Below are 21675 nucleotides of genomic sequence, written 5' to 3'. Positions count from 1 at the left end.
CATGCCATCGCGCTTTAGGCCGGGACCAGCGTCCGCAGCCGCTCGCGCAAGGCCTTGCTCAGAAGCGGGCTTGCGAGGGCGCCAACGACGACCAGCCAGGCCGCGCATTTTGCGATGAAGCTTGCAAGCCCGCCCCCGGGGATGACCGCCTCGATCGCCGTACCAATCAGCCAGCCGGATGCCACGACGGCGACCGCCATGAGCAGCAGAAACGCAATGTGCCTGAGCGGACGGCGCAGGGTCTGTTGCATGATCACCAGTCCAAGCAGGCCGAACTGAATCAGGATATCGCTCGCGACCACCGCGAAGGCCGCGCCGAGCGGTCCGAACCGCGGGATCAGGACGAAGGACAGAGCCAAGAAGACAACGAGCTGAAGCCCCTTGGTCCGGATCAGGAGCTCGCCGCGATTGCTGTGACTGGCAAAGACCAGCGCAAGCTGCGAGGGGGCGGCCGCGGCCGAGCCGAGCAGCAGCATCACCGCCAGCGGACCGTCATAGGGAATGCTGCCATGGGTCCACAGCGTGAAGAAGTCGGGCCAGAGTGGCAGCATGCCCGCAACAACAAGACATGCGAGCCCGGTCACAAACGCCGATCCGTAGGCATAGTGGCGGCGCAGTCGCTCCTTGTCGCCGATCGCGTGATCATGGCCGAGCTCGGCGCCGAACGGCAGGGCAAGCTGGAGGCTGAGCCCGCGCACCAGGCTCGCGATCACGCGCGTCAGCCCCCATTGCGCGACCGCGACGCGGTCGGTGACGAGGGCCGAGACCAGCAACACGGGAGCATTGACGAGCGCGAGCTCGGTGACGTTGGCGACCGCGAAGGGCAGCGCGCGGCCGAGCTGTCCGATGCTCCAGCGCCATGACGGAGCGACAAATGGGAGTTCTTGCGCACGCCGCAGGAACGGAAACAGGCGCGGCGCGTCGAAGGCCACGACGAAGATCGTGAACAGCAGCTGCGTCGACACGCAGGCGATCGCCACCGCGAGCAGGCTTCCGAATTTGAACAGCGCAACAAGCTGCGCGATCTGGCCGAGCAGCAGCGCAGCGTTCTGCAGCCAGATGATGCGGCCATATTGGCCGCGCACACGATAGAGGCCAGCGGCAAGGTTGGCAGGCAGGCTCAGAAGCGTGCCGAGCGTCATCACCAGCATCGCGGCGTCGAAGGTCGGCGTCGCATGAAAGCCAAGCACCACCGAGGGCGGCACGAGATAGATGGCCCCGCACAGCAGCACACCGAGAGCGGCGACGAGGGCGAAATAAATCCGCAGCATGTCGCGATAGAGGCGCGCGGTACGCCCGTCGCAGTCGACGCAGGACCTGAAGGCCAGAAACCGGTTGATCGCGCGGAGCTGCAGTCCCGCATCCGCCACGATGACGAGGCCGCCTGCGGCAAAGATCGCAAGCCACGCCGCGAGCAGTTCGCCGCTCCAGACGTGCAGGAATGCGGGGATCAGCAGCAGCTGCTGGGTCAGCCCCAGCCCCATCTGGACCAGGTTAGCCGACCAGCCGTGCATGAGCCGGCGGACGCGTCCGGCACCGCCGCCACCAGTCCGGCTATCGGCCTTGCCGGGCGCGTCAGTCTGCGTGTCGGTCAAGCCGCATCCTTCCCGGCGATAAGGCGTTGAAGCCGCGTCTTAAGGCGGTTGAACGGCTTAGGCAATGGCGTCCGGATTTGTCCCGGTACCGACAGCCGATGCAGCGCTCAGAGCCCGTCCGCCTCGCCGTTCTTCGGCGTGGAGCGCGGTACGAAGGGCGCGAACGACGTATTGGTCGTGGTCGGCATCGTCGGCTTGCCGCCGGCATCCGGCGGCGCGGCGCCGGCCGCGGTCGGAGCCGCCGTCGTTCCATCCGGCTTCTGAAGCGCCAGGATCTCGCTGCGCTCGCCCTGCTTGAACGTCACCTCGCGCGGCTGCACCGAGGTCAGCGACCAGCCGCCCAGCGTGTCGCCCTGCCGCAGGCGCACGATCGACTGGTCGGTGCGGTTGACGAGGATCGCGATCGCATCCCCCTCGCCCACCACGGCCCCGACCAGCAGCAGCGGCGGTGGCGCCTCGGCCGGCTTGGGCGGTGGCGGTGCCTGCACCTCTTCGACCGGAGTTCGACCGGAGAGGCGGCAACCGCGCGCGGCGGCGGCCGGCGCGAGGCCGAGAAGATCGGGCGCTCCTGCGTCGTCGTCAGCGCCGAGAACGGCACCGCCCACAGCGGATTGCCGCGGGGGACGGGTTTGCTGACAGGTTGCGCCGGGCCCGCGATCGGCCGCATCGCGCCGACATCGACGCTTTCGGCGGGGCTGCCCGCGGCATCGTCGGACAGGATATCCATGCGCGACGAGGTCGCGGCCGGAGCCTCGGCAATGCCTTGAGCCGTCAATGCGGCCGCCGCGCACAGCGCAGCCAATCCTGTCGGTCTCAGCCACCCGGACATCGAAAATTCCCTTGGAAGCTCGCGGCACGCTCGTGCCACCAAACTAGTTCCGATGCGCGTCGCCATCAACCCGCATCGAACCGGAACCCGGGCGACCGGCCAAAGCCCCCTATTTGCCCGCCTGCCACTGGCCGGAGACACCCAGGATCACCCTGACGCGGCCGGTGCCGGCCTCGTTCAGCGCAGTGGTCTGCGGCACCTGGACATCGAGCTGATCGACGTAGAGGAACGGCATGCCGGCTTCGAGATCGTAGAGCAGCTTCTGAAGCGCCGGCTGGTCCAGCTCGCAGCTCACGACGAGACCGACGAAGCCGTCCTTCACCTGTGCACCCGTGACGTCGACCTGCGAGGACTGCACCGAGCCGCCGACATTGCCGACTGCGGCCGCAACCCGCTGCAACAGATTGGCGCCCGCGACCGTCACTGTCGGCCCTTCCAGGAACGGCGTGCCCGGATGCTCGGCCAAAGCTGCCGCGGCATTCTTGGCGCCACCCTTGCGGCCGCGCAGCTGGTCGAGCAGGTCGGAGGTTTGCGCCAGCGCCTGGCGATGGGCGATGACGTCGGCGATCGACAGGCCCGCCATCAGCAGCAGCCCGCCCGCAACCGCCACATAGAGCGTGACCGCGATCAGCGGCGAGCTTGCGAGCGCCCGCGTGATCGCATTTCCTCCGGCGACCTTGGCGCTGCTCATGGTGCTGTTCATGGCACGTTCCTTGGCTCGATCTGCGCCTCGATGTGGAAGCGCTCGCCGGGATCGGACGAGCTGCGCGTGGTCGGAGCATAGAAGGTCGCGCGGGTGAAATGCTGGGACTGCTCGATTAGCGGGATCAGCGAGGGCGCATCGCGGGTGATGCCGCCGATCTGGAGCTTGTTGCCGGCCAGATGCAGCTCGGTGACATAGGTATGATCGGGCAATATCCGACTGAGCGACTCCAGCACGATCACGCTCGCCGGCGTCTCGTATTTGCGCCGTTCCAGCTGGGCGAGCGGCGAGCGCTCGCCGCCGTCGGCACCGCGGAGCGCGGCGCGGCGCTGGGTGATCTGCCGTTCGAGTTCGCTCTCCTGCGCGCTGAGGCTGTCAGCGAGATAGCCTGCTGCGACCGATCCGATCACCGCGGCGACGGCGGCGAAGGCCAGCACCAGTTGCAGCGTCCGGCTCAGCCGCGCCGGGTCGACCGCCCCGCGCGATCTCTGCTCGAACACCTTGATGCGCCCGCCCTCGGCCGTCTCAGTCGCAACCGCGATCGCCGCCGGATGGAAGGGCGCGACCGCCTCGACATAGCCCATCGCCAGCTTGCGCGGGGCCGCCGCGATCTCGGTGGTGATGCTCTCGCTGCCGTGCGCCACCGGAGCGCTGCAACCGAAGACGGCGTCGCCCGCGCTCCACGGCGTCAGCCGGTCTATCTGCGCCCGCACGATGCCCTCGAGGAAATCGGCCGCGCGCGCCGGCAGCTCCAGCGGACGGAACAGGAAGCGCGCCGGCCGCAGCACGATCTCGACGCGGCTGCCGCGGACGATCTGCGCCAGGTTGGGGCTTGCGAACTTGCCGTCCTCGAACGCGATCTCCTTCGAACCGTTCTCCGGCTTCGCCGTCTCCAGCGCGAACGCGCCGGTCTCGGTCTCGACCAGCCGCACCACGCGCGGCGACACCATCCGCTCGAGGCCGGCAACCGCCGTGCCGGCCACGGTGCCGGTCCAGGTATCGAGAATGGCGCGGAGGGAATCGAGCGAACTCATCTCACAGAGGCTTTCCGGCAGAGCCGTCATAGGCGTTGTGCCACGACAATACACGATACGGCTCATCGCTGCCTTCGAGAAGCAGGATGACGATCTCGGCCGAGTTGCGCCGGTGCGACGGCGCCTCGGCAACGACTGTCAGCCGGTAGGCCCGCGAGCCGTCGGTCGTCGCGTTGGCGCTCCCGGCGAGGGTGACCAGGGAGCGCGGATCGACCTTGGGGTCAGTGCGGTCGCGCAGCACCTGTTGCAGCGTCTCGGGCGTCATGCCCGGCAGCGCCGCCAGCACCTGCGGCGCTGCGTCCAGCAGATTCACCGTCCGCATGTTGCTGAACACGGTGACGAAGGGCAGCACACGCTCGATGACGGCCGCCGGAATTCCGCGCACGAGCCAGAGCTCGTCACTGTGCGGAAACGGCGCATGGCGCGGCAGATAGGGCGCACCGAGCGTGCGGTAGAAGGAATCCTCCGGATTGTCCTGGCCGGCCTCCGTCGAGGTGCGCCAGGCGAGGATCCGGTCGGCATAGACGGGCGCGTCGCTCGCGGAGACGCCGAGCGCCGTCATCAGGCCCGCCAGCATGGGCTTCGGCGCCATGTTGAGATCGAGGCGCGCGGCCTCCGAGCGGAACGTTACGCTGACCCGGCCTGCGCCGACGCGGGCATTGAAGGTGCCGCTGGTCGGACGCACGGCTTCGTTCTGCGCCGAGAGCCGGTAGGCCGTGAGCTCGAGCCCGGCGTTGATCAGCGCATCGGTCTGCAACCGGTCGGCGTTGACAGCGACGGTGACGGCCGTGTTGGTGACATAGGTCAGATAGATCAGCGCGAGCGTCGCCAGCGCCGCCAGCATCCAGAGCACCGCGACGACGATGAAGCCGCGGGAATCGCGCAGCTCTCTGCAATTCTGCGCCGGACGGCTCACAATTGCTGCTCCTCTTTCTGCGCCTGTTGCGGCCCGCCGCGCGCCGCGACGCAGGTCGCCGGATTCTTGGCCCGCGCGCATTCGGCCGGCGCGGTGATGTGCGGGATCACCGCGCCCGAGACCGCGAGCACCTGCCCGGTCGCGCTGTTGCGCACGGTGATGCGGATGCGATCCGGCAGTTGCGGCTGGCCGCGCCAGGTCGGCTGCCACTGGCCGTCCGGCCCGGCATAGGAGAAGCTCAGGCGGAACGGCGCGCGGATCAGCACGACCTGGTCGACAAAGCGGATCTGCCCGTCGGTCGGCATCGGCTGGAACGGCGCGCGCTCGCGCACCAGCGCCAGCCCCTGCGAGTCCGCCTTCTCGATCAGGCGGATGAATTCGAGACCCGGTCGCGTGCTCGGGCCAATCGCGGTGCGCAGGAACGTCACCGACAATTCGGCGCCGTCGAACAGCGGCACCTTGGCATCGCCGTTCACAGTGATCTGCTCGGCGACCGAGAGGTCGGCGACGATGCGGTCGAGCCCGGTCGCGAGACGCTCGGCCCGCTGCACGCGGGCGATGCCGCGATTCCAGTTCGGCAGCCATTGCGCCGTCACCGTCGCCAGCGCCGCCAGGATGAGCGTCATCAGCAGCGTCGCAAGCAACACTTCGAGCAGGGTGAAGCCCGCTTCGTCGGCCAGCGCGCGGCGCAGGCGCTTCATTGTGCGGCCCTCGGTACCAGCTTCACCGTCGTGATCTGGATCGCCGCTCCGTCGGCGCGCTGGAGCCGCAGATTGACGGCCATCGGCACGAAGCGGTTGGCGGCGGGATCATCGCCCGCCACGTTCATCGGCGTGATGTCGACGCGCCAGCGGCTGCCGGCCAGCTCGCCGCTCTGCCGGCCCGACTTGAGCAAGGCCCGCGGCGGCAGATCCGCGAGCAGCCGCTCTGCGGTGCCGGCCAGCGCCAGGCGCTGGTCGATCGAACGCGTGCCCTTCGCCGTCGTGGCGATGACCGAGCCGATGGTTCCGAGCACGGCCACGATGATCGCAAGCGCCACCAGCGCCTCGATCAGGGTGAAGCCGGCGGCGCCGTCAGAGCAGCTTCTGCGGGACAATCTCGACGCCTCCGGTCAGCCAGTTGACGCGCACCTCATAACCCATGCCGGGCCGCGCCAGCGCGATCGTGCCGCCGCACGACATGCCCGACGGAAAGAAATCGATCGACTGTCCCGCCGTCCGGTTGGCACAGCGCGAGGCCAAGGTCGCCGCCACGACCACGTCGCGGGGCAGACGGATGATTTGCCCGGTGACGCCGGAACGGATCGCACGCGCCTCTGCATCCACCGTGGTCGTCACTCTGGTCTGCCGGCGCAGCGCCGCGTTGCGGTCGGCCTTCAGCAGCGCCGCGGTCTCAACCGCATAGCTCTCCAGCTTGGCGCGCGTCGTCGTGCGCGGGACCGCCGGCAGGATGATTGCCGCGAGCAAGCCGATGATGGCGAGCACGCACAGGATCTCGATCAGCGCAAAGCCGCGCGCCTCAGCGAGGCCCTCAGCGCGCGCCGCTGACAATGTCGGCTGCCGTACCACTGCCGCCTTCCTGGCCGTCCGATCCGAGCGAGATGATCTCGTAAGGCGCGCTCGCGCCCGGCGAGCGATAGACGTAGATGTGGCCCCATGGATCGTTCGGCACCATGCCGCCGCGCAAATAGGGGCCGTTCCAGCCCGCCTGGTTGTTGCTGCGGGTCAGCGCGGTGAGGCCCTCGTTCGACGTCGGATAGCGGCCGAGATCGAGGTAGTAGAGATCGAGCGCACTGGAAAAGCTCTCGATCTGGATCTTCGCCGCCTTCGCCTTGGACTCGCTGAGATAGTTCAGCACCCGCGGGCCGACCAGCGCCATGATCATCCCGATGATGGTGATGACGACCAGCATCTCGACGAGCGTGAAGCCGGCTTCGCCTCGGCCTGCGCGCCGCCGGCTGCGCCTTGACGATGGATGTTTGGTCACTTCAAGTCTCTCCCCTTACCTGCCGTTACTCGCGTAGCCTGGCCTAACCGACAATCTGGCTCACCGACATCAGCGCCGTCATCACCGAGGTGATCAGGCCGCCGACCACCAGCGAGATCGCGATGATCGCCGCCGGCCCCGCGATGCCGACCGCACGGTCGAGCGTTCGCTGCAACTTCGTTTCGTAGAATTCTGCGACGCGCCCCGAGAGCATCGGCAATTGCCCGGTCTCGTCGCCGAGCCGGAGCATGCGCACCGCCATCGCCGGCAGCGCCTCGGTGTCGGCCAGCGCGTCGGAGAGCTTGGAGCCATGGCGAACGCGATCGGCGGCATCGCTCCAGACCGTGGACGGTCCGGTCGTCGCCATCATGTCGATCAGGATGCGCAGCGTGGTGGTGAGATTGACGCCGCTGCCGAGCAGCAGACCTAGATTGCGGCAGAACAGCGCCGTCCGGTACGCGCTCATCACGTTGCGGATCGCCGGCAGACGCACGATCGCATTGGTGATGCCGCGGCGGATCCGCTGCTGCCGCAGCAACAGCCATGCCGCTGCGATCGTGGCGGCAAGGCCGGCCAGCATCGTGTCGGAATTGCTGCGCAGGAAGGTCGAGATGTTGAGGAAGACGCCGACCACTGGATCGACCTTGGCACCGAAATCCTGCAAGACGCTGGCGAACTGGGGCAGCACGAAGCTGAGGAAGAACAGCAGCACGCAGCCGGCCGCGCCGAGCACGAATATCGGATAGCGGATCGCATCCGACAGCCGGCGCCTCAAGGCCTCGCCACGCGCGCGCTCGCCGGCCAGCACCTCCAGCACCTGATCGAGGGATCCCGAGGCTTCGCCAACCCGGACCAGCGCGATATACATCGCCGGGAACAGCCCCTCGTGCCGTGCCAGCGCCTCGGCGAAGCTTTCACCGGAGACGACGCGCGAGCGGATGTCGGCCACGACCGGGCGCAGCCGGCCGAAATCGGGATCGGCTGCGAGCAGCTCCAACCCGTCATTGATGCGGGCGCCGGCGCGCAGCAACAGCGCGAGGTCGCGAGTGAAGATCGTGACGTCTTCCGGCTTCGGCTTGTTGAAGAGGCTGAAGACGCCGGCGGCCGCGCCGCCCTCCTCCGGCGTGACGTTGTCGACCAGCACGAGGCCGAGCCGCTCGATCCGCGGCCCGACGTCGCCCGGCGCGGGCGCGGCAATGGCGCCGGAGATCAGTTCGCCGTTGGCATTGAGCGCGCGGTAGCGATAGTTCGGCATGGGTTCTAGCGCACCGTCGTCACGCGGAAGACCTCGGGTACGGTGGTGAGCCCGGCCCGGCATTTGGCGACCGCATCCTCCAGCATCGTCGTCATGCCGCCGCGCATCGCGGCGGAATCGATGGAGTGGGAGTCGGTCTGCGGCCCGATCAGCCCGCGCACCTCATCGGACATTTCGAGGATCTCGAACACGCCGTTGCGGCCGCGATAGCCGGTGCCGCCGCAGCGTTCGCAGCCGCCGGCCTCGTGCACGACCTCGCCGCACTTGAAACCGATCACCGCAAAGCGTGGGTCCTTGGCAAGATCGGCCTCGGTCAGCGTATGCGGCACCTTGCAGCGGTCGCAGAGCATGCGCACGAGGCGCTGCGCCACAACGGCGCGCAAGGTGGACTTCAGCAAAAATCCCTCGATCCCGAGATCGATCAGGCGTGGCACGGCGGCCGCCGCAGTCTCGGTGTGCAGCGTCGTCAGCACGAGATGGCCGGTCAGCGCGGCATGGATGGCGATATGAGCGGTCTCGGCGTCGCGGACCTCGCCGACCATGATCACGTCGGGGTCCTGGCGCACGAAGGCGCGCATGGCGGAGGCGAAGGTCAGCCCGATCGACGGCTTGACCTGCGACTGATTAATGCCGGGGATCTCGTACTCGACGGGATCCTCGATGGTGAGGATCTTGCGTGTCGGCTCGTTCAGGATCGAGAGCATGGTCGCAAGTGTCGTGGTCTTGCCGCTGCCGGTCGGCCCGGTGATGACGATCATGCCGTGCGGCATCGCCAGCATCCGCGTCATCGCGCCCTCGTCGCGCGCGCCGAGCCCGAGCCTGCTCATTTCGAGGAGGCCGCGGTCGCGCGGCAACAGACGGATGACGGCGCTCTCGCCATGCTGCGTCGGCATGGTGGCGACGCGAACGTCGATCTCGCTGCGCCCCACGCGCACGCGCGCCGCGCCATCCTGCGGCAGGCGCCGTTCGGCGATGTTGAGGCTGGCGAGAATCTTGATGCGCGAGATCAGCGCCTGCGGCGGGATGGCTTGCGGCGACGGCAGCGCGCGCAACAGGCCGTCGACACGCATGCGCACCGTGAGCCCGGCGCGGAATGGCTCGACGTGAATGTCGCTGGCACGCAAATCCACCGCGCGCTCCAATAGATCGTTGAGCGCGCGCACCACAGGTGCGCCGCTGGCGAGATCGCGCAGGCTCTCGATGTCGTCGTCGGACTGATGCGCAACGCTTCTGCCGCTTCGATCGGCATTCGCATCGTCGGCATCGGCCCGTTGATCGAGGACTGTCGTAATATCCTCATATGACGCTACGACGACATCGACCGCTGTTCCGAACACGATTTCGGCCGCGCGCGTGGCCGCGGTGTCAGAGGGGTCGGCGACAGCCAGCCGAACGCCATCGTCCGGCGCGATAAAGGGAAAGATGGTGGATTCACGCAGGAAACGGCGCGAAAACCCATCGAGCCGAGGCGTCGCGGCGAGCAGTTGCGGAAGGTTCAGCCGCGGCAGATCGAAATAGTTGGAGACTTCATCTGCGAATTCGGACGCGGACAGATCGGTGGCCTCCCACAATTCGCGCAAGGGGCGCGTCAGCGCGGGATTGCCCGACTTGTCCGCATGGGCGTGGGCCCGCAGCGGCAATGAATATTTTTCCAGGAGGTGCTGCCGGAAGCTCTCTGCGGAGCGGTCGCGCATCGCATTCACAGCGTTGACCTTGTTACTTGAATGCAACAACTTCGGCGGGGGCCGAAAGCCCTTTACCCTTGACTTATTTCTTAGCAAAAACATAATCGTGGCGCAAACAGTTGCGCGTCCGAGCCGCGGGGGATCGGATGCAATTTCCCATCACATCTAGCGTTGGCAGGCGTATTTTGTTTGAGGTGGTCCAGCCGCTCTTGCGCCTGCGCTCAGCGTTGCCTGCTGCGCTTGTCTTGTTGTCGTCCGCCTTCCTGCTCGGTGCCTGCATCGTCACCGCCGACCAGTCGATCGAATCCGATCCAAAGGATCCGCGCGCGCAGGACATCGCCGACAAGGTCCGCTCGCTCGACCTGCAGCCACGGCAGCCTGCCGATACCGGTGCAAGCGGCATCGCCCAGTCGAAATCGAACAAGCCCGCAATCTATCTCGGCGATGGCGCGACGCCGCAAGGCGGCGCGGTGGCCGAACGCGATGACGGCGGCGGCAGCGGCTACGATCTCAATTTCGAGAATGCGCCGGTCGCCACCGTCGCAAAAGTCATCCTTGGTGATGTATTGAATGTCGGCTACACGATCGACCCGCGCGTGCAGGGTACCGTGACGCTGGCCTCGGTGCGCCCGGTGCCCAAGGCGGACGCGCTCTACGTGCTGGAGAACGCGTTGCGCATGTCCGGCGTCGCATTGGTGCGCGACCGTACCGGCTATCGGCTGCTGCCGGCGCCGGAGGCAGGTCCCGGCGGCGTCGACCGCGCGAACGTCGCGGCCGGCCAGGGCATCTCGGTGGTGCCGCTGCGCTATGTCTCGGCCCAGAACATCTTCAAGCTGCTCGACGCCTTCGGCGTCAAGGCCTCGACCATGCGTCCCGACAACGCCCGCAACACGCTGATCATCAGCGGCAGCGGCTCCGACCGGGCGACCGCCGTCGACACCATTCTCTCCTTCGATGCCGACTGGATGCGCGGACAATCCGTCGGCATCTTCCCGGTGCAGAATTCCGCGCCGGAGCCCGTCATCAGCGAGATCGAGAAGATCATGGATTCCGGCGAAGGCGGGATGAGCCAGAACGTGATCAAGCTGCAGGCGATCTCGCGGCTCAACTCGATCCTCGTGGTGAGCCAGAAGCCGGAATATCTGAAGCGCGCGCAAACCTGGATCGCGCGGCTCGACCGCTCCGACACCGACGGGGTGAACCTGAAATCCTATCCGCTGCGCTACGGCAACTCCAAGGTGATCGTGGCGATGCTGAACGACATGCTGCTCAACCAGGGCTCGGCGAACAGCTCGACGCTCGACAACGCGTCGACCCAGATCTCGCCCGGCTCGGGCATGTCGACGACGACGTCGTCCTCCACCAATCCGATCGCCTCGCTGAGCGCATTGCCGACCGCCGCCGCCGGCGCCACCACGCCGGTCAGCGGCGGCGTTCAGCGCCCGTCCCGCTCCGGCCGCCTCCGCGACGCCGGCGCAGGACAACGGCCTCGGGGGCGGACTGTCGGGCGGCGGCGGTGCGAAGCCCGGCGCCAACGCCATCCTCCAGAACGTGCGGATCACCGCCGACGTCACCAACAACGCCGTGCTCGTCTACGCCAACCAGGACGCGCAGCGCATCGTCGAGCAGACCATCCGCCAGATCGACCGGCCGCAGCGCCAGATCGCGATCGAGGCGACCATCGCCGAGGTGACGCTGAACAATCAGCTGAACTATGGCGTGCAGTTCTTCCTGGCGAGCCAGAAAGGCTCGATCTCCAACACCATCTCGGGCATCAGCAACAGCGCCACGATCGGCAGCAACACCGAGCCGACGAGCAACGCGGTCAACGCCGCCGCCGGCGCCCTGCTCGGGCGCGCCTTGCCCGGCTTCAATTTCCTGATCGGCTCGGAAAACTCGCCGCGCGTCGTGCTTGATGCGCTGCATAACGTCACCGACGTCAAGGTGCTGTCGAATCCCTCGCTGGTGGTGCTCGACAACCAGGCCGCGACCTTGCAGGTCGGCGACCAGGTGCCGTTCTCGACCGGCACCGCGACCGTGCTGACCGCCAACAACACCGTGGTCAACACCATCGACTACAAGAACACCGGCATCATCCTGCGCGTGCTGCCGCGTGCCAATGCCAACGGCAACGTCGTGCTCGACATCGAGCAGGAGATCTCGAGCGTCGCGGCCGGCAGCGCCAACTCGTTGACGCCGACGATCTCGCAGCGCCGGGTCAAGAGCTCGATCGCGGTGACGAGTGGGCAGACCGTGCTGCTGGCCGGCCTGATCAGCGAGACCGAGAACAGGCAGCGCCAGGGCATTCCGATCCTCGATTCGATTCCCGGCATGGGCGATGCCTTCTCGCATCAGACCAACACGCGTGCCCGCACCGAGCTGATCCTGTTCATCCGGCCGACCGTGATCAAGGACGGCGTCGACGCGCATGTCATCGCCGAGGAGATGCGCACCAAGATGAACAGCCGCCTGGTCGGGACCAGCAATCCCGTGGTCACCGTGAACCCGCCCAAGGCGGCACGCTAGAGCATGATCCGGACAAGCGCGCAGCGGCTTTCCCTCGCGACAAACGCGGAACGCGTTTGCGCGGAGATCATGCCCACGCGACAACCGTGACGGATCAGGTGCCGGACGACGAGACGAGCCCTTCGCTCGCACTCGGCATCGCCCTGCTGCTGGGCGTGTTCGCGAGCCTCGTCACCGCGCCTGGCGCGGAAGGCCTCTACGGGGCGTTCCTGGCCGCGCTGATGCTGGCGATCGCGGCGAACGATGCCCGCCACTACCTCATTCCGAACGAGCTGACGGGCGCAGCTTTCGCCCTCGCCCTGCTCCGCGCCGGCGCCTTCGTGCCCGACATCGGCATCGAGGCGCTGCTGTGGCCGCTGGCCCGCGCTGTGGCGGTCGCGCTGCCGCTGCTGATGCTGATGCTGATCTATCGCTACTGGCGCGGCCGCGACGGGCTCGGCCTTGGCGACGTCAAGCTCGCGGCGGTGTGCGGTGCCTGGCTCGATCTTGCCACCGTGGTTGCGGTGATCGAGCTTGCGGCGCTGCTCGCGATCGGCGCCTATGTCGGCAACGCCGTGCTGCAAAGGAAGCGGCTGCGCGCGACCGCCTTCCTGCCGTTCGGGCTGTTCCTGGCGCCGGCGATCTGGATCGGTTGGCTGGGCGAGACCTGGTATGTGAACTGGCTCGGCGGCTGGCCCGGCTAAGGCCTGATAACCGCCACTGGCGGCCCACCCTTTACAAAAAGCTCGAAAACAACCCCATGCACAGTAGACGGGGACAGCTTTCTCGATGACTTAATGGCCGACGCGGGATACTTGCGGATTTTACGAAATCCATTTGACACGTCGGGCAAAACACTGGCACGATGTCACCATGGCCGCGGCGCGCCGGCCGGAATATTCGCGATCAATGCTCGCGGCTCGGCGCCCATTCCAGCGCCCGCAGACGGGCCTGTGCGATCTCCCCACGTGTCATCTTGGTGGTCACGGCATCGCGGATCCGGGCCCGCGACTCCCGCACCGGGGGCGCTGCGGCGGCCGTCGACAGGTTGAGCCATTTGGAGGCCTCGACGATGTCCTGCGGCACGCCCTGGCCGCGGTCATAGAGCAGGCCGAGGGAGTATTGGGCGCGACTGTCGCCCTGCTCCGCCGCGCGGCGGTACCACATCGCGGCTTCCGAGTAGTTCATCGGCACGCCGCGGCCGGTCTCGAACAGGAAGCCGAGATAAGTCTGCGCCGGCGCATTGCCACGCTCGGCGAGCGGAATGAAGATGCGGGAAGCTGTCACATAGTCCTGGCGCTGGACCGCAGCGACGCCCTGGCGGAACGACTGGGCGTGGGCCGGCGCGGCAAGCACAAGTGCCAGTAAGATCGCCGCCCCCCAGAGCTCTCGTCGCGCCGAACCGCACATCCATCCCCGCAAAGGCGACGGACGGAGCCCCCGATCACAGATCTTCATCTCACCCTCTTACCATCAGCGTCCCCAGACTAGTGCACGGGCAATGGAGAATCCAGAGCTGCGGTAAGAACGCGTATCGATCAGACCAGGTGATAATCGCTGATGTGATGCTGCGCGACGTCGGATGCGTGGTCGAACGTGAAACGAGAATCTGTCGTGTCCACCAGCTGCTGGGCAGCGGTCGCTTGTGCCGAAACGAGCTGCGCGAGCTGGGCATGATCCGCCCCGTGCGAGTTGCTCCCTTGCCCGGTGTCCGTCTGGGCCAGCGCGAAATTGTCGCCCATGGTCGTTGTCTGCGCGGCCGGGCTGCTCGGAGCGGCCACGGTAATCTGCGTGACGTTGTAGGCGTTGTTGGTCTCGTCGATCTCGGCGAGGTGATTGTTGTAGTCGGCAAGGCCGCCGACGTAGTAGGTGCCGGGCGCCAGATTACCGGGCAGCGTTATTGTGACAGTCTGATGATCGTAGTAGCCGGGCTGGCTCACCGTCGCCAGCGTCGCCGTCGTCGAAATCGTCGTCAGCAACGTATCCGACGTGGTGATGGTCGCATCAGTCGAGATGTAGATTCCGGCCGTGGTCGGCGTCGCCGCCACCACGTGACCAAGATTCATATTGTAGGCGTCGACCGTCAGACTGTCGCCGGCCAGGGCAGTCGTCTTGTTCACCGCCACATATTCGGACAGATCGGGCTGCGCCGGCGCTGCCGGCGCAGCCACGGTGACCTGCACGACGTTATAGGCGTTGTTGGTCTCGTTGCTCTCGGTGAGGTGGTTGTTGTAGTCGGCAAGGCCGCCGACGTAATAGGTGCCGGGCGCCAGATTGCCGGGCAGCGTCACCGTGACAGTTTGATGATCGTAGTAGCCGGGCTGGCTCACCGTCGCCAGCGTGGACGTCGTCGAAATCGTCGTCAGCAGCGTGTCCGACGTGGTGATGGTCGCATCAGTCGAGATGTAGATTCCGGCCGTGGTCGGCGTCGCCGCCACCACGTGACCAAGATTCATATTGTAGGCGTCGACCGTCAGACTGTCGCCGGCCAGGGCAGTCGTCTTGTTCACCGCCACGTATTCGGACAGATCAGGCTGCGGCGGCGCAGTGACCGTGACCTGAACGACGTTGTAGGCGTTGTTGGCCTCGTTGCTCTCGCCGAGCAGGTTGTTGTAGTCGGAAAGCCCACCGATGTAATAGGTACCGGGCGCAAGGTTGCCCGGCAGCGTCACAGCCACCGTCTGATGATCGTAATAGCCGGGCTGGCTGACGGTCGCCAACGTCGTCGATGTCGCGATCGTCGTGAGGAGCGTATCCGACGTCGTGATCGTCGCGTCGGTCGAGATATAGATTCCGGCCGTCGTGGGTCCGGCCACGGCGTTGCCGAGGTTCATGTCGTAGGCATCAACCGTGAGGCTGCTCCCGGCGGCAGCGCTCGACCTGTCCACGGCAACATATTCGGACAGGTCGGGACGGGCCGGCGCAGTCACGGTGATCTGCACCACATTATAGGTGTTGTTGGTCTCGTCGCGCTCGCCGAGCTGGTTGTTATAGTCGGCAATACCGCCGATGTAGTAGGTCCCGGGTGCCAGATTGCCGGGCACCGCGACCAGGATTGTCTGATGGTCGTAGTAACCGGGCTGACTCACCGTCGCGAGAGTCATCGAGGTCGACACCGTCGCGAGCAGCGTATCCGACGTGGTGATCGTCGCGTCGCTCGACAGATAGATGCGCGCGGTGGACGGCCCGGCCACGGCATCCCCCAGATTCATGTTGTAGACGTCAAGCGTCAGATTGGATCCGGCCACAACCGAGCTCTGGCTGACGGCGGTGTACTCGGACAGGTCGGGCTTGGGAGGCACCATCAGGCCGGAGCTTGCCGTCACACCATCGGCAAACTGGAAAGACTCGACGCCGGTCACCGTATCGGTCCCGTCGGGAGAACCAGCGCGCTGATCAACCACCGTGAAGGTCTGGTTGGCCGCATTGTAGGTGATCGCGTAGTTCGCCCTGTTGCCGGAGTACACGGCCGTGTCCGTCCCGGCGCCGCCGTTGATGGTGTCGTTGCCGCCGCCGCCGGTGATCGTGTCGTTGCCCGCGCCGCCGTTCAGCACGTTGGCGATGGCATTGCCGACGATCGTGTCGTTGCCGGAGCCGCCGGTGGCGTTGTCGATGTAGGAGCGCGCGTCGCCGTTGTAGAGATAGGCGTTGTAGACATTGCCTGACGCGTAATGTCCGTTGCCGAGATTGGCGAGTTGCACGGTGGAGAACACCGACGCCGCGCCGGGATTGAGATTGATGCTCAGATTGGTCGTGTAGTTCGACAGGTCGTAGGTATCGACGCCACCGCCGTCCCAGACCGTCTCGTAGATGCGGTTAGCCGAGCCGCCGGCGCCGCCGCCCGGCGCGAGCTGTCCGACGCCGTTGATGAACTCCTGCCCCGTCGTCGGGCTCCAGGTGTAGACCGTGTTGCTGCTCTGGGTCGCGTAGTCCGCGCCATACATCGTTTGCAGCGCGAGGATATCGTTGGCCATGTAGGTCTGCGGATATCCGTAGGCCTCGTTGGTGTAGCCGGACGTCGTCGAAGCACCGACATAGCTGCGATAGCTCATGACGGTGTATTCGCTGTCGTCATGCGCGCTCGGCACCGCGACGTTGGCGGGGCCCTCGGCCTCCTGGCTGTGCTTGAGACCGAAGGCATGGCCGAGTTCGTGCAGCGCAGTCGTGAAGTAGTAATTGCCGAGCTGCGCCAGCGAGTAATTGTATTTGGTGCCGAACCAGATATCTCCGCCGGACGCATAATTGCCGGGATAATAGGCGTATGAGGTCGGATTGGCTGCGGGCGACTGCGCGATCATGATATCGGCGCCGTTCGTGCCCGCGTACTGGATGCTGGCGTTGGTGTAGCTGAGGATCAGTCCGATCGCGTAATTGATCGCCGCCTGCATCTGGCTCGGCGCCGAGGCGAAGCCGGCCTGCGTCGGTTCGCTGCTGCCGCCGCTGTAGGGATTGGCGTAGTCGCTGGGCGAGTCGGGAAAGCTGTAGGTGATCGTGCCGGACCATTTATAGCCCGACAGCAGGCCGTCGATCTCGGCGTTGTTGGTGGCACTGACAGTGACAGCGTTAGCCAAGAAACTCTCCCGAGCGGTGCTTCAGCACGATTCGAAGTGCAGGCGCATGATTCTAGCTTGAGAGATATACATTTGGTTTAAAATGGGCATCGGCGCGCATCCCCTTCCGGAAGGCCGTGTTAGCCATCAAGTCCCGTAGTGATACGGAGTACGGCAAGATGCAGGTTCCGCCTAGCCGTATAATCGTAAGGGAAATCATGAAACTGGGTCCGCTTTCAGCCGGTCTGATCGGGGCGCTGGCAGTGCTCGCCGGACCGGATCAAACGCCTTTCGGAGAACAGCCTGTCATGGTCGGGAAAGCCAAAGCGGACGACAGCGCCAAGGAAGGCGCGAAAGCAGGACGCGCAGCCTCCATGCCGATGGCGCGCGATCCGTCCGCCGCGGTGGCGGAGGAATACGAAGCCGCCCGGCGAAAGGGAACCCGGGAGGCATTCGAGCTCTTCATTGCGCGCCACAGCGATGACCCGCTGGCCGAGCAGGCGCGCGCCGAGCTGAAGCGCCTGTCGCGCTGATCTGCCAGGCATCGCATTTCGGCAGGTGGCCTCGGCGCCAGACCGGGCTTGCCGCATGATGTTTCGGCACTATGGTGGCTCCGCAATCCTTCCGGAGCCCTTTCACGATGCCCTTCCCGCATGCCTCGGACGCCCTGTCGCGCTTCACCGTGCTCGATCTGACCCGCGTCCGGTCCGGGCCGACCTGTGTGCGGCAGCTTGCGGATTGGGGCGCCAATGTCGTCAAGATCGACGCGCTGACCGAGGATGCCGGCGGCGAACAGCCGGGCGGGCCCCGGCGGGGCTCGGACTTCCAGAATTTGCACCGCAACAAGCGGGCCATGACGCTGAACCTGAAGGACGAGCGCGGGCTCGCCGTGTTCAAGCGTCTCGCGGCCAAGGCCGACGTCGTGGTCGAGAACTTCCGGCCCGACGTGAAGAAGAAGCTCGGCATCGACTATGAGAGCCTCGCGGCGATCAACCCGCGCATCGTCTATGGCAGCATCTCCGGTTTCGGCCAGGACGGCCCCTACCACAAGCGGCCGGGCTTCGATCAGATCGCGCAAGGGATGGGCGGGCTGATGTCGATCACCGGCGCGCCGGGCGAAGGCCCGATGCGGGTCGGCATTCCCGTCGCCGACCTCACCGCCGGCCTGTTCTGCGCCATGGGCATCCTCACCGCGCTGCTCGAGCGCGAGGTCTCGGGCAAGGGGCAGTGGGTGCAGACCTCGCTGCTGCAGGCCCAGATCTTCATGCTCGACTTCCAGGCCGCGCGCTGGCTGATGGAGAAGGAGGTCGCCAAGCAGGCCGGCAACAATCATCCGACCAGCATCCCGACCGGCGTGTTCAAGACCTCGGACGGCTACATCAACATCGCCACCACCGGCGGCCGGATCTGGGAACGTTGCGCGCAGGCGATCGGCGCGCCGGAGCTCTATGGCCATCCCGACTATGCAACGGCCCCTGCCCGCTCCAAGAACCGCGATGCGCTCAACGCCGAGATCGAGAAGCGCACGGTGACGAAATCGACCGAGACCTGGGTCCGGGAGCTCAACGAGGCCGGCGTCCCGTGCGGGCCGATCTATGCGATCGACCAGATGTTCGAGGACGCCCAGGTCAAGCATCTCGGCATCGCGCAGGACGTGCCGAACGACGAGGACCGCCACATCCGCCTGGTCGGCCAACCCGTGACGCTGTCGCGCACGCCGAGCAAGATGGTCGCACGGCCGCCGGAATTCGGTGAGCAGACCGAAGAGGTATTGAAGGAATTCGGCCTCAGTGCGGACGAGATCGCAAAGCTGCGGGACGCCAAGGTAGTGTGACGGCGCGGCCGTTCCTCGCACGATCCCTGCCATGACGAGGTCCGGCATCGGCGGGTTGCGCGATCGTCTACATCTTGCGCAATCCGTCGAACCGCGTGTCGACGTAGTGGCCGGCGGCATCGACAACCCGGCAAAGCTCTCCGCCGTCATGATAGAGCAGAACGACCTTGGCTCCAGCCTCGAACTGTCCGGTCGGTGGCCCGCTCGGCGAACCGCGCGAGGCATAGAACGGCTGCGATCTCGCCACCTCGTGGGTGAACTGATTGGGCGGAGGCGAGATCAAGCAGTCCGACGGGATCAATGACGAATCTGGAAGCACGATCGCTTCCGGCCGCTTCATGCCCTCCATGGTCCGGTGTCCCTAAGTTTTGCCGCCCGACGGAGCCTCGCTTGGCAGGCCTTTGGCTTGAGGCCCTAAAGCGCGATGAGATTGATGAAACGTCATCGCGCTTCAGGTTGTCGTTTGAGCATGACCTTTTCGGAAAACCGCTTCGCACTTTGCGCTAACGCGGCCCTTCGGGTCCGGATCATGCTTTAGGTCTAAACGCCCAAGCTTTCCTCGGGCAACGTGATCGGAATCCGCGGCAGCACGATGCCTCTTGTCGTGGCGGCACGCGCGGCGACGAGCCCCGCCTCTGCCATGTGCAGATGATCCGGCAGATGGTACGGCTGGGCAACGTCCATATTCACCTCGTAGCCGAGATCCTGCAAGCTGGCGATCGTCACCCGGCTCATCGGATTACCGCCTTCATTGACGAAGCCGGTCATCAGTTCCGCGCCGAACACCGTGTCGCGCCAATGCGAGTCCCGCGTCCCTTCACCACCGGTGTTTTCGACGGGAACGGGCAGCGTCGCCGAGCCGCGGAGCTTGCCGTATTCGCGCATGGCGTTGGTACCGACGAATGTCGGATTGCTGGTGTGGGCTCCCTTCAACAATTTCTTGTTCGTCCAGATCGTTCCGATGCCGATCACGTGGCCCATCTCGTGCGTGATGACGTCGTTCAGGGTGCCGTCTGCTTCCATCGCGGCGAGATCGGCGTGTCGAACTGCATGTCGCCGGTTGCCGGCAGGAATGCAGCGGCGCCGGCATTTTTGGGGCGCAAACGGTTCGGCCCCGCCTGGCCGAGGATGTTGCCGGGGCCGTCGATGTCGGTGCCCTGCGCCGTGATGCGAAGATTGTTGATCCTTTCGCCACCGACCGTGACGTCAGGCAGATCGCCCACGATGGCGTGCGTCCACCGGTTTGCTGCGAGCTTGAAAGCAGCCTTCTGCTTGGTTGTCAGTCCGCCCAGAAAATGGACCTCGATCGTGTAGCCTCCGCGGGCTTCGGCTGCGACCGCGTGTGAAATCTCGGCACCCTTGCGAGCCCGGTAGCGTTCAATGCTCATGATATCCTCCGAGAAATGAGGTCGGAAAAATTCTATCTACGCTTGCATTCTGATCCCGATTAACGTCACCGACAAGCGAGAGAAGCGTCACGGCCTCTGACTGTTTCACGATCAAATAACGAGGCCCGGCGTCACCGCCGGGCCTTTCGAGATGACGTTGCCTGTCCACCTGCTTGAACGATGTGCGGGCGATTCCGCGCGGCGACACCAGCGAAACGCATCGCGCCGCGTCCTGCGATCGAACGTCGATCGCTACAACTCCCCGCTCCAATTCGATCGCACGTGTGCGCCGATCGAGCGAGCCTGATTTCGAAAGTCAGAACAGAAACGACAAAGCCCGGCGCGAGGCCGGGCTTTGCTTCTCGTTGACGCCTGTGTTGATTTCAGTACTTGGCGACCACCGGGCCGCTGAACTGGTAGTTGATGCCGGCGCGCAGAATGTGGTCGGTGAAGCGCGAGGACACGTTGACGCTGATCGGCAAAGCGGGCGCCAGGGTGAACGGGCCGGAGTCGAAGCGGCCGAGATCCATATAGAGATACTCGAGCTTGGCGTTCCAGTTCTGGGTGATCTTGCCTTCGACACCGACGCCGGCCGTCCAGCCGACGCGCGTCGTGGAGGTCGAGCCGACCGACCCGATCGGACCGAAGGGCGCGATAAGGCTGAAGCTGGACATCGTGCCCGTGGTCTTGATCTCACCGAAGGCCAAACCGCCGGTGCCGTAGAACAGCACCTTCGGAGTCGCCAGGATGCCGACGCGGCCGCGGACCGTGCCGAACCACTGCAGCTTCTGGTCGACCGTGAGTGTCGTGCCAGCCAGACCGCCGGGCGGAAGGAACGTAAAGGTGGGAAGACAGGGTCCGGCGACCGGTGCGGCGGCGGTGCCGACGCAGCTATATCCGGCGCGGCCCTTCTCACCCGACCATTGCAGGTCGCCCTCGACGCCGTACACCCAGTTGGCGCTCTGCCAGTTGTATCCCGCCTGCCCGCCGGCGATGCCGCCGTTCATGTCGAACGAGGCGCTGGTGATGGAGCCGGCCGGAGGCGCGATCGGCGCCCCGGTTCCGGAGTTGAAGAAAGATGCATCGGTGCGCGAACGGCCCCAGCTGTAGCCGCCATTGGCGCCGACATAGAATCCGGTCCAGCTCCAGACCGGATCGACCATCACAGGCGCCTTGACGTAGGGCTTGGCCGCCAGATCCGCAGCCAGTGCGCCCGTCGCGAACAGCGACATTGCCGCTGCCATCATCACAATCCGCTTCATGATCCCCCTCCCGATTTCGTGATAGGAATATATGCCGGCGGGCACTCGAGGGCTGTGCCGGGTCAGCAACAATCGGAAACAATCCGGGCGTGTGGCGACCCGGACTAGGACGACATCGACTGCTTATGCCTCT

21 protein-coding genes and 2 pseudogenes are annotated in these 21675 nt (G+C 65.9%); 6 read left to right on the top strand and 17 right to left on the bottom strand.

All coding sequences use genetic code 11. The features are described from left to right. Window positions 1-14: 14 nt before the first annotated feature. The 11 genes from FOM02_RS37905 to FOM02_RS37855 form a co-directional block, all read right to left on the bottom strand. Window positions 15-1595 carry a hypothetical protein gene (locus FOM02_RS37905; RefSeq protein WP_265440949.1) on the bottom strand — a complete coding sequence of 527 codons (1581 nt, stop codon included), beginning with the start codon at window positions 1593-1595 and terminating at the stop codon, window positions 15-17. Between the two features lie 107 nt (window positions 1596-1702). After that, complete coding sequence (locus FOM02_RS37900; RefSeq protein ID WP_265440948.1) at window positions 1703-2200, bottom strand: hypothetical protein; 498 nt, start codon at window positions 2198-2200, stop codon at window positions 1703-1705. Between the two features lie 333 nt (window positions 2201-2533). After that, complete coding sequence (gene gspM, locus FOM02_RS37895; protein WP_265440947.1) at window positions 2534-3127, bottom strand: type II secretion system protein GspM; 594 nt, start codon at window positions 3125-3127, stop codon at window positions 2534-2536. After that, complete coding sequence (locus FOM02_RS37890; protein ID WP_167381152.1) at window positions 3124-4161, bottom strand: PilN domain-containing protein; 1038 nt, start codon at window positions 4159-4161, stop codon at window positions 3124-3126. Before FOM02_RS37890 ends, gspM begins: the two co-directional genes overlap by 4 nt. Window position 4162: 1 nt before the next feature. Beyond that, window positions 4163-5077 carry a general secretion pathway protein GspK gene (locus FOM02_RS37885; protein ID WP_244553987.1) on the bottom strand — a complete coding sequence of 305 codons (915 nt, stop codon included), beginning with the start codon at window positions 5075-5077 and terminating at the stop codon, window positions 4163-4165. Next, window positions 5074-5778, bottom strand: a complete 705-nt coding sequence (locus FOM02_RS37880; RefSeq protein ID WP_092219966.1) for a general secretion pathway protein GspJ — start codon at window positions 5776-5778, stop codon at window positions 5074-5076. Before FOM02_RS37880 ends, FOM02_RS37885 begins: the two co-directional genes overlap by 4 nt. Continuing rightward, window positions 5775-6173, bottom strand: a complete 399-nt coding sequence (locus tag FOM02_RS37875) for a type IV pilus modification PilV family protein (protein WP_265440946.1) — start codon at window positions 6171-6173, stop codon at window positions 5775-5777. The genes FOM02_RS37880 and FOM02_RS37875 overlap by 4 nt, the downstream gene beginning before the upstream one ends. Continuing rightward, on the bottom strand, window positions 6151-6645 hold the full coding sequence (locus FOM02_RS37870) for a prepilin-type N-terminal cleavage/methylation domain-containing protein (protein ID WP_027564730.1): 495 nt from the start codon (window positions 6643-6645) through the stop codon (window positions 6151-6153). The genes FOM02_RS37875 and FOM02_RS37870 overlap by 23 nt, the downstream gene beginning before the upstream one ends. Further along, a complete protein-coding gene (gene gspG, locus FOM02_RS37865; RefSeq protein ID WP_027564731.1) occupies window positions 6608-7063 on the bottom strand; it encodes a type II secretion system major pseudopilin GspG in 456 nt (151 codons plus the stop codon). Before gspG ends, FOM02_RS37870 begins: the two co-directional genes overlap by 38 nt. Before the next feature lie 43 nt (window positions 7064-7106). Then, window positions 7107-8318 (bottom strand): type II secretion system F family protein, encoded by a 1212-nt coding sequence (locus FOM02_RS37860; protein WP_265440945.1) that lies wholly within the window; start codon window positions 8316-8318, stop codon window positions 7107-7109. A 5-nt stretch (window positions 8319-8323) separates the two neighbouring features. Further along, entirely contained in the window at window positions 8324-10012 is a 1689-nt protein-coding gene (locus tag FOM02_RS37855) for a GspE/PulE family protein (RefSeq protein WP_416207739.1), read from the bottom strand. 137 nt (window positions 10013-10149) lie between these two features. On the opposite strand from FOM02_RS37855, the pseudogene FOM02_RS46990 reads away from it, so the two are divergent. From FOM02_RS46990 to FOM02_RS37835, 4 genes and pseudogenes are all read left to right on the top strand, one after another. Continuing rightward, a pseudogene (locus tag FOM02_RS46990) lies at window positions 10150-11124 on the top strand (secretin N-terminal domain-containing protein); the annotation flags it as partial. 430 nt (window positions 11125-11554) lie between these two features. Then, window positions 11555-11605, top strand: a pseudogene (locus FOM02_RS47375) (hypothetical protein); the annotation flags it as partial. 258 nt (window positions 11606-11863) lie between these two features. Beyond that, window positions 11864-12529, top strand: coding sequence for a type II secretion system protein GspD (locus tag FOM02_RS37840; protein WP_265440943.1), 666 nt, complete (start codon window positions 11864-11866; stop codon window positions 12527-12529). Window positions 12530-12615: 86 nt separating this feature from the next. Beyond that, window positions 12616-13212, top strand: coding sequence for a prepilin peptidase (locus FOM02_RS37835; RefSeq protein ID WP_265440942.1), 597 nt, complete (start codon window positions 12616-12618; stop codon window positions 13210-13212). Between the two features lie 202 nt (window positions 13213-13414). On the opposite strand, the gene FOM02_RS37830 is transcribed toward FOM02_RS37835, so the two are convergent. Further along, on the bottom strand, window positions 13415-13966 hold the full coding sequence (locus FOM02_RS37830) for a tetratricopeptide repeat protein (RefSeq protein WP_322596932.1): 552 nt from the start codon (window positions 13964-13966) through the stop codon (window positions 13415-13417). A gap of 80 nt (window positions 13967-14046) precedes the next feature. Beyond that, window positions 14047-17079 (bottom strand): CARDB domain-containing protein, encoded by a 3033-nt coding sequence (locus tag FOM02_RS37825; RefSeq protein WP_265440941.1) that lies wholly within the window; start codon window positions 17077-17079, stop codon window positions 14047-14049. 197 nt (window positions 17080-17276) lie between these two features. Here FOM02_RS37825 and FOM02_RS37820 point away from each other — a divergent pair, with 197 nt between their 5' ends. Continuing rightward, complete coding sequence (locus FOM02_RS37820; RefSeq protein ID WP_265440940.1) at window positions 17277-17591, top strand: hypothetical protein; 315 nt, start codon at window positions 17277-17279, stop codon at window positions 17589-17591. A 107-nt stretch (window positions 17592-17698) separates the two neighbouring features. Then, window positions 17699-18892, top strand: coding sequence for a CaiB/BaiF CoA transferase family protein (locus tag FOM02_RS37815; RefSeq protein WP_265440939.1), 1194 nt, complete (start codon window positions 17699-17701; stop codon window positions 18890-18892). A 67-nt stretch (window positions 18893-18959) separates the two neighbouring features. On the opposite strand, the gene FOM02_RS37810 is transcribed toward FOM02_RS37815, so the two are convergent. The 4 genes from FOM02_RS37810 to FOM02_RS37795 all read right to left on the bottom strand — a co-directional run bounded on the left by FOM02_RS37810 (window position 18960) and on the right by FOM02_RS37795 (window position 21542). Then, a complete protein-coding gene (locus tag FOM02_RS37810) occupies window positions 18960-19241 on the bottom strand; it encodes a hypothetical protein (protein WP_265440938.1) in 282 nt (93 codons plus the stop codon). Between the two features lie 191 nt (window positions 19242-19432). Beyond that, the gene (locus tag FOM02_RS37805) at window positions 19433-19864 is read right to left on the bottom strand and encodes a leishmanolysin-related zinc metalloendopeptidase (protein WP_265440937.1); all 432 of its coding nucleotides are present in this window, start codon (window positions 19862-19864) and stop codon (window positions 19433-19435) included. 29 nt (window positions 19865-19893) lie between these two features. After that, a complete protein-coding gene (locus FOM02_RS37800; RefSeq protein WP_265440936.1) occupies window positions 19894-20280 on the bottom strand; it encodes a hypothetical protein in 387 nt (128 codons plus the stop codon). Between the two features lie 383 nt (window positions 20281-20663). After that, on the bottom strand, window positions 20664-21542 hold the full coding sequence (locus FOM02_RS37795; RefSeq protein WP_265440935.1) for an outer membrane protein: 879 nt from the start codon (window positions 21540-21542) through the stop codon (window positions 20664-20666). Between the last annotated feature and the right edge of the window lie 133 nt (window positions 21543-21675).

The sequence above is a fragment of the Bradyrhizobium sp. SEMIA genome (genome assembly GCF_014844175.1).
In the GTDB taxonomy this organism is placed as follows: Bacteria; Pseudomonadota; Alphaproteobacteria; order Rhizobiales; family Xanthobacteraceae; genus Bradyrhizobium; species Bradyrhizobium arachidis.
This window is presented reverse-complemented; position numbering and strand designations above follow the sequence as displayed.

Excerpts from the sequence above, each read along its gene's own strand:
- gspM (WP_265440947.1), bottom strand. The coding sequence starts at position 3,127 with ATGAACAGCACCATGAGCAGCGCCAAGGTCGCCGGAGGAAATGCGATC.
- FOM02_RS37890 (WP_167381152.1), bottom strand. The coding sequence starts at position 4,161 with ATGAGTTCGCTCGATTCCCTCCGCGCCATTCTCGATACCTGGACCGGC.
- FOM02_RS37880 (WP_092219966.1), bottom strand. The coding sequence starts at position 5,778 with ATGAAGCGCCTGCGCCGCGCGCTGGCCGACGAAGCGGGCTTCACCCTG.
- FOM02_RS37860 (WP_265440945.1), bottom strand. The coding sequence starts at position 8,318 with ATGCCGAACTATCGCTACCGCGCGCTCAATGCCAACGGCGAACTGATC.
- FOM02_RS37855 (WP_416207739.1), bottom strand. The coding sequence starts at position 10,012 with ATGCGCGACCGCTCCGCAGAGAGCTTCCGGCAGCACCTCCTGGAAAAA.
- FOM02_RS37830 (WP_322596932.1), bottom strand. The coding sequence starts at position 13,966 with ATGAAGATCTGTGATCGGGGGCTCCGTCCGTCGCCTTTGCGGGGATGG.
- FOM02_RS37820 (WP_265440940.1), top strand. The coding sequence starts at position 17,277 with ATGAAACTGGGTCCGCTTTCAGCCGGTCTGATCGGGGCGCTGGCAGTG.
- FOM02_RS37815 (WP_265440939.1), top strand. The coding sequence starts at position 17,699 with ATGCCCTTCCCGCATGCCTCGGACGCCCTGTCGCGCTTCACCGTGCTC.
- FOM02_RS37810 (WP_265440938.1), bottom strand. The coding sequence starts at position 19,241 with ATGGAGGGCATGAAGCGGCCGGAAGCGATCGTGCTTCCAGATTCGTCA.
- FOM02_RS37800 (WP_265440936.1), bottom strand. The coding sequence starts at position 20,280 with ATGAGCATTGAACGCTACCGGGCTCGCAAGGGTGCCGAGATTTCACAC.
- FOM02_RS37795 (WP_265440935.1), bottom strand. The coding sequence starts at position 21,542 with ATGAAGCGGATTGTGATGATGGCAGCGGCAATGTCGCTGTTCGCGACG.